Origin of the sequence: Acinetobacter sp. CFCC 10889, assembly GCF_003268395.1 — a bacterium.
Lineage (GTDB): Bacteria > Pseudomonadota > Gammaproteobacteria > Pseudomonadales > Moraxellaceae > Acinetobacter.
On record NZ_LQXQ01000034.1, the window covers coordinates 37,463 to 43,894 of the forward strand.

Genomic DNA, 6,432 nt, shown 5'->3' on the forward strand with positions numbered 1-6,432 from the left:
ATGTCAAAACAAACAATTAACGTCGGTTCAGCAGCGAACGATGGTACAGGCACACCAACTCGTACAGCATTTCAATATGTGAATGCGAATTTTACAGAACTTTATAATGCTGTAGGTGGTTCAAATGGCACGATTCCAAGTGCTATTCCTGTCGCAAATGGGGGTACGGGTGCAACCACTGCGGCGGCAGCGAGAACAAATTTGGGGCTTGGGTCAGCAGCATTAAAGAATGCTGGTTTATCAGATGGGGATGTCATGACTGTTGGCTCATATGGTCTAGGGCGAACAACCTTATCATTTGGGGCAACATTAGATGAAATTTTAATATCGGGTTTTGGTTATGGTGGGGGGCTGTTGTTTGGTAATGCAGCACATTCATATATTTCAGCCAGAGGTACACGAAGTTTTATCGTCGGAGCGTATGGAAATAGACTTGCATTTTCGACTCGCGATGTTTCGGGTTCATATAGTCAAGTTTACGATTGCTACACAACAGCAAATACAACCAAGGATAGTAATGGCTTTATTAAAGCAGCTTCACCTATTGTTCAGCTTTTTTCTGAAAAAATTGAACTTAATGATGAAGCGAAGCAGCAAGAGATTGTCTTTGAAAAGCTTGGTGTGGGTAACTACCTAGTTAAGGGGTCAAGTGGATTTGCACAAGAAGGTTGGTATGTGGAAATGCCAAAAGATGCCAATGGTAATGTGCTTGTTGCGGTGGTTTATAAGCAGCTTGAAAACAAAGACATTTCAGTCAAAACTTATAAAAAGAAATTTGATATTGAAACTGCTTCGATTGTTGCTGATTTAACACAGCCTGTAGATATTCCTGAAGGGCGTTGGATTGATTTACGACTTCAAGAGTTGCCACAAGAGGTGATTGATGAGCCTTAATAGTGATTTTCAGAAACTTTATGTTGATGGATTGATTACCCTTTATGAGTTAGATGCTAGTGCCTTAGGTGCTGGCATCTTACGTTTTCATGGGCATATTTCCTTTGCAGATTGGGAAAAAATTTATTCGACAGTTGATGCAAATATTAATGCTGATTCTTCAAAACCTACGGCTGATCAGCTTTTTGGCTCAGGCAGTGAAAAAGTTTGGTATAGAAATATCATTTGGCAAGGACAGACTTTTGAGCCGATGGCGCTTGAAGTATCGGGCTTGGAAATGCGCTCTGATGGTAAGGCTTCAGCACCCACACTTTCGATGGCAAACAATATCAATGGTATTCAAAATGCGGTCTCTGCATATTGTTTGCAATTTAATGATTTTGCGGGTACAAAGCTTAAAGTCATCACAACACTTGCAAAGTATCTTGATGCTGAAAACTTTGGTTCAGGTAATCAAACTGCTGCAAATGAAGCAAAAGAACAGCTTTGGTATATTGAGCAAAAAACCTCTGAAAACCCGCAAGCAGTGACATTTGAGCTTTCAAACCCCATTGATTTTGAAGGATTACGCATTCCAGTTCGACAGATTACATCAATGTGCCATTGGGCAATGATGGGGGATTATCGCGGTGAAGAATGTGGTTACACAGGTGTTGCAATGTTCACTGAAAAAGACGAGATAACAGACAACCCAGCATTAGACAAATGCAGTGGTCGGCTTACTTCATGCCGGCTGCGTTTTGGTGAAAACAAAGCGATTCCATTTGGTGGTTTTCCTGCCGCGAATTTATTGGGGTGATGTATGAAACTCACAGCTAAGCTAAAAAAAGCCATTCGATCTCATGCTGAAGAATGTTTCCCGCGTGAGTGCTGTGGCGTGATTGTGAATGATCAATATATTGCATGTCGAAACATTGCTCAAAATGATCATCAGTTTGAAATCCATCATAAAGACTTAGCCAAAGCTGAAGATGTGGGGGAAATTCAAGCCTATGTACACTCACATCCCAATGCTTCAGCACAGGCATCTGATCTTGATTTACATCAAATAGAATTGCATGAAAAACCATGGGTGATTTGTGCTTATCCTGATCTTGAGTTTCAGATCTATGAGCCTTTCGGCTATAAGGCACCGCTTGTGGGGCGAAACTATCATCATGGTTGGCAAGACTGTTATTCAATCGTGCGTGATTTTTATCAGCGTGAATTGGGTATTCAGCTCATTGATTTTGAGCGTCAAGATCGTTGGTGGGAGTCGGTAGAAAATGAATCACTGTATTTAGAGAACTTTTCCAAAGCAGGTTTTGTTGAAGTCAGTGATATGCAATATGGTGACGTGCTTTTATGCAAAGTTGGACGGACTGAGCATGTGAATCATGCGGTAATTTGGCTCGGCGATAACGGTATGTTGAAATCTGAGCAGGCGGAGCCGTGCATCGGGTCAGCTTTAATTTTACATCACCCATACGGACGCAAATCGGTGCGTGAAATCTTTGGCCAACAGTGGCAAGAACGTGTAGTTAAGGTGGTACGACATGCTCAAAACAATTAAGTTGTACGGTATCTTAGCCAAGAAATTCGGTAAAGAATTTCAGCTTGATGTTGCAAATACACGTGAGGCTGTACGTGCTTTATCTGTACAAATACCCGGCTTTGAAAAGTTTATGTTACATGCACATGAGCGTGGTTTAGCGTTTGCAGTTTTTCAAGATAAGCAAAATATTTCTGAAAAAGAAATAGACATGAATACAACCGCATCGGTTATTAAGATTGTGCCACGTGTCATCGGTGCAGGTGGTGACAATGGGGTTTTGCAGACTATTTTGGGTGCAGTTATGATCGTTGCAGGGATTGTAGTCACGGGTATGTCGTTTGGTTCTGCGGGTTCTGTTGGTGCGGGATTGATCGGCTCAGGGATTGGTATGATGATTGGTGGTGTTGCACAAATGTTGATGCCAAAAGTCGACAATACACAAGATCAAAACAGCGATGGCAATAAAGCCAATTTTGGATTTGGTGGTGCGGTGACAACCGTCGCTCAGGGTAATCCAGTCCCGGTGTTACGTGGTCGGCGTGAGATCGGCGGCTTTATTGTGTCAGCAGGTCAATATCCTGAAGATTTAATGTAATTCAGTTTTTAGTTTTAGGCGCATTCAGCTCCTTTTTTATTGCTTAGGAAAAATTATGAGCGCAATGATCAAAGGCGAAAAAGCAGGTTCAAAAAAAGCAAGACAGGCTGTTGTTGCGCCTGATTCAGCACAATCTAAAACCTACATTAAAATTTTATATGGTTTATCAGAAGGAAAAATCAAAGGTTTAAGTCATGGCTTTCAATCGATTTATTTAGATGATACTCCGTTACATGATGCAAACGGCAACAGTAACTTTGAGAACATTACGGTTGATACTCGACTTGGCACTAATGACCAAGACTACATTGAAGGTTTTCCAGATATTTCATCTGAAACAGCGATTGGGGTAGAACTTAAATCAACATCACCTTGGGTCAAAGCATTCACAAACTTAGACATGGATGCAGTTCGTGTACGTCTGAAATGGGGACCATTGCGTGAACAGAATCAAGAAAATGGTGATGTGAATGGCATTACGATCCAATATGCGATTGACGTTCAAACCGATGGGGGTACGTGGACTGAAGTTTTAAATACACAAGTAACTGATAAAACATCGGCGAACTATGAGCGTTCGCATCGCATTGACTTGCCTAAAGCATCTAAGGGTTGGCAGATCCGCGTACGTCGTATCACACCAAATGCGACATCAGAATTTATCAGCGACAAAATGTATGTTGAAGCAGTCACTGAAGTGATTGATGCTAAGTTACGTTATCCCAATACTGCATTGCTTGGTTTGCAATATGATGCTGAAACATTCTCAAATGTTGCAAAAGTAGCAGTTGAATGTGATGGTATTGAAATTTTAGTGCCAACCAACTACAACCCTGAAACCCGACAATACTTGGGTTTATGGAACGGCACATTTAAGCGAGCTTACACAAACAATCCAGCTTGGCATTTTTACGATGCATGTATTACAAAACGTTATGCTTTGGGTGATCGAATCAATTCATCTATGATTGATAAATGGTCGATTTATCGCCTTGCGCAGTACTGCGATCAACTTGTACCTGATGGCAGCGGCGGTGAAGAGCCACGTTTTACACTGAATGTTTATGAGCAATCACAAGAAGATGCTTGGACTGTACTATCAAAAATGGCAGGTGTATTTCGTGCATTCATTTATTGGGATGGCAAGTCAATTGTTTGCGATGCAGATGTGCCGCAAGATACTTATTTTACCTACACTTCTGCAAACGTCATTGATGGTTTATTTGAATACTCTGGCACACGTGCACGTGATCGACATACAGTTGCAAAAGTGGCATGGGATAACCCAAAAAATCGCTATAAAACAGAATACATTCCTGTACGTGATGAACCTGCAATTTCACGTCTCGGAATTCGTATTGCTGACATTTCGGCATGGGGTTGTACCTCAGAAGGACAAGCACAACGCGCAGGACTTTGGGCTTTAAAATCTGAGCAATATGAGACGCGTACAGTCACGTTTAAAGTCGGCTTAGATGGCTACATTCCGTTGCCAGGTAAAGTGATTGAAATTGCAGATCCGATTTTTGCAGGGCGTGCAAATGGCGGACGTATTTCAAAAGTCAGTACTGATTTAAGACAGATCACATTGGATCGTGACAATGTTGTGTGTAAAGCGGGTGATCGATTGGTTGTGAACGGTGAAGATGGTAAAGCACAGGCACGTGTCGTTCAGTCGATCAATGGTCGAGTGGTGACTGTGGTTGCTGCATTTGATTCAGCTGCTCCGCAAAATGTGTGGGTCATTGATGCGCAAGATTTAGCAACGATGAAATTCCGTGTCGTATCGATCACACAAGATGAATCACATCAATTTACAATCACAGGACTGCAATACAATCCTGCTAAATATGATGCGATTGACTTCGGTGCAGTCATTGATGATCGTCCGATCACAATCATCACACCAACAGTTCAGGCACCTGTTGCTTCTGTTACTGTAAGTGCTGAGCACATGGTGCAGCAAGGTTTAACTGTTGCAACGATGTTGATCACATGGCCACAAGCACAAGCAGCCGTTAAATACTTGGTGGAGTGGCGTAAAGATGATGGATCGTGGATTAAATTACCATTAACAGGTAATAACTCAGTTGAAGTACAGGGTATTTATTCAGGCAGTTATCAGGCACGTGTCACAGCAATTTCTGCTTTTGATGTCAGTTCTTTACCGACTTATTCTGCTTTGACTGAACTTAAAGGAAAAGCAGGAACACCGCCAAAATTAGCTTTCATTAAAGCCACAGGTACCATGTTTGGCATGAAAGTTGAGTGGGGATTTCCTGCTGTTGGTGCATTAGATACAGCATTTACTGAAATCGAAGTCTCAACCACATTTAATGGTGCAAATGCCTCAACACAGGGCTTATTTGCCTACCCAACAACAAACACCCAAGTTCAAGGTTTGGCAGCAAATATTACGCTTTGGTATCGTGGGCGTTTGATTGATCGTATCGGAAATACAGGTGAATGGTCAGATTGGACCAGTGGTACTTCAACAGCACAAGTTGATGATATTTTGGATGCACTATCAGGGCAAATTACAGATAGCCAACTACATAAAGATCTATCAACTAAAATCGATAAGATTGATTTAATTGCAGGATTAGATGGTGATATTGGTAATTTGATTGATAAAATTACTGAAATTGGGTCTGAGGTTGATGCAGCAAATGCAGCATTAAATAAAGAAACTCAAGATCGTATCAATGCAATTCAAAATACCCATGATAGTTTGACGCAAGAAATTGCAGGTCGTAGTGCTGCTGATGCTGCAGAAGCATTGGCAAGAGCTCATGCAATTCAAAAAGAAACTGAAGATCGTCAAATTGCAATCAACGCTGTTACAGATACCATTTCTGCTGAAACGACAGCACGAGTCAAAGCTGATGCTGCAGAAGCATTGGCAAGAACAGATGCTATTAACAAGGAGGCAAAAGACCGCCAAGCTGCAATTAATACAGTTACGAGTAATGTCGATAACGAAGTAATTGATCGAATTGCAGCAGTCAAAACTGTACAAGATGGTTTGACTGTTGAGGTTCAAGAACGCAAAGATGGTGATACCGCTATTTTAGCTGTTGTTGAAACCTACAAAAAAAGTACTGACACATCTGTTGCAGCAGTACAGCAAACTGTTGAAGTTGTCGCACGTGAATTATCTGCGACTGCAACAAAAACAGATGCTGTGTATGCAATCACAATGCCTGCAACTGCTGATGCAACAGATCCTACAGCTGACAGTAGTGTGATTGCTGCATCTTGGTCGATTCAATCTGCAATGGCAGACGCTGATTCAGCTTTAAGTCAGCGTATTGATACTAATGTAGCGAAAATTGGTGGAAATTCAGCATTAATACAGTCGGAAACGACAGCGCGAATCAATGCGGATTCAGCGATTGGTCAGCGTATC

The 6,432-nt window shown here is 41.7% G+C and carries 5 protein-coding genes; all 5 read left to right on the forward strand.

Going from position 1 to position 6,432, the window contains the following annotated elements:
• The gene (locus AVJ19_RS13470) at positions 1–894 is read left to right on the forward strand and encodes a phage tail protein (protein ID WP_111860198.1); all 894 of its coding nucleotides are present in this window, start codon (positions 1–3) and stop codon (positions 892–894) included.
• A complete protein-coding gene (locus AVJ19_RS13475; RefSeq protein WP_111860199.1) occupies positions 884–1,693 on the forward strand; it encodes a phage minor tail protein L in 810 nt (269 codons plus the stop codon). Before AVJ19_RS13470 ends, AVJ19_RS13475 begins: the two co-directional genes overlap by 11 nt.
• Positions 1,694–1,696: 3 nt before the next feature.
• Positions 1,697–2,446: a C40 family peptidase gene (locus AVJ19_RS13480; protein ID WP_111860200.1), complete on the forward strand. Its 750-nt coding sequence runs from the start codon at positions 1,697–1,699 to the stop codon at positions 2,444–2,446.
• A complete protein-coding gene (locus AVJ19_RS13485; protein WP_111860201.1) occupies positions 2,430–3,023 on the forward strand; it encodes a tail assembly protein in 594 nt (197 codons plus the stop codon). Before AVJ19_RS13480 ends, AVJ19_RS13485 begins: the two co-directional genes overlap by 17 nt.
• 55 nt (positions 3,024–3,078) lie before the next feature.
• Positions 3,079–6,432 (forward strand): host specificity protein J (locus tag AVJ19_RS13490; protein WP_162626612.1); only part of this gene is annotated, 3,354 nt, incomplete at its 3' end.

What these genes read in the sequence shown, in the direction of transcription:
- AVJ19_RS13470 (WP_111860198.1), top strand. Translation starts at nt 1, where the DNA reads ATGTCAAAACAAACAATTAACGTCGGTTCAGCAGCGAACGATGGTACA.
- AVJ19_RS13475 (WP_111860199.1), top strand. Translation starts at nt 884, where the DNA reads ATGAGCCTTAATAGTGATTTTCAGAAACTTTATGTTGATGGATTGATT.
- AVJ19_RS13480 (WP_111860200.1), top strand. Translation starts at nt 1,697, where the DNA reads ATGAAACTCACAGCTAAGCTAAAAAAAGCCATTCGATCTCATGCTGAA.
- AVJ19_RS13485 (WP_111860201.1), top strand. Translation starts at nt 2,430, where the DNA reads ATGCTCAAAACAATTAAGTTGTACGGTATCTTAGCCAAGAAATTCGGT.